General features: G+C 70.1%; 1 protein-coding gene. It reads left to right on the top strand.

Going from position 1 to position 655, the window contains the following annotated elements:
- Positions 1 to 312: 312 nt before the first annotated feature.
- A partial coding sequence (locus FXN61_RS49850) for an RNA polymerase sigma factor (protein ID WP_167980688.1) occupies positions 313 to 655 on the top strand: 343 nt, incomplete at its 3' end.

Genomic DNA, 655 nt, shown 5'->3' with positions numbered 1-655 from the left:
CGGGCGCGGCCCAGGCGGACCAGCGCGTCGCCGGGGTCGGCGTTCTCCAGCATCGCCGCGCACACCTCGTCGACCTCGGCGAGCGGCCAGTCTGCGGGGAACGCCCAGCCGGCAGCCATGGTGGCGGTCCGCCACCTCGACTTCAGCAGGCGTTCCGCTTGTGCGACACCCACCCGGTCTCCCTTCAGCTCTCCCGATTCCAGGTGGGAGACGCGGTCACCAACGGTTCGTGACGCAACCCGCGTGGGGGATTGAGATGACTCTGCGCGTCGCCGTACGTCACACTGAGCGCCGCGAGGAGGGACACGAGACTTGGCGACCGTTCCTGCAGACGTCCAGGGGCCCAGCGACGCGGAACTCATCGAGTCCGTGCGCGGAGGGACCATCGACGCCTACGGCCAGTTGTACGAACGGCACGTCTCGGCGGCCTACAACCTCGCCCGCCAGTTGGCCCGCTCCCAGGCCGAGGCCGACGACCTGGTCTCCGAGGCGTTCGCGAAAGTTCTGGACACGCTGCGTGCCGGCCGTGGTCCCGACTCGGCGTTCCGGGCGTACCTGCTCACGGCGCTGCGCCACACCGCGTACGACAAGACGCGCCGCGAGAAGAAGGTCGACCTCACCGAGGACAGTGAACGACGTCGCGCCGGCGGTGGCG

This window comes from Lentzea indica (genome assembly GCF_012184385.1).
Taxonomy (GTDB): domain Bacteria; phylum Actinomycetota; class Actinomycetes; order Mycobacteriales; family Pseudonocardiaceae; genus Lentzea; species Lentzea indica.
This window is presented reverse-complemented; position numbering and strand designations above follow the sequence as displayed.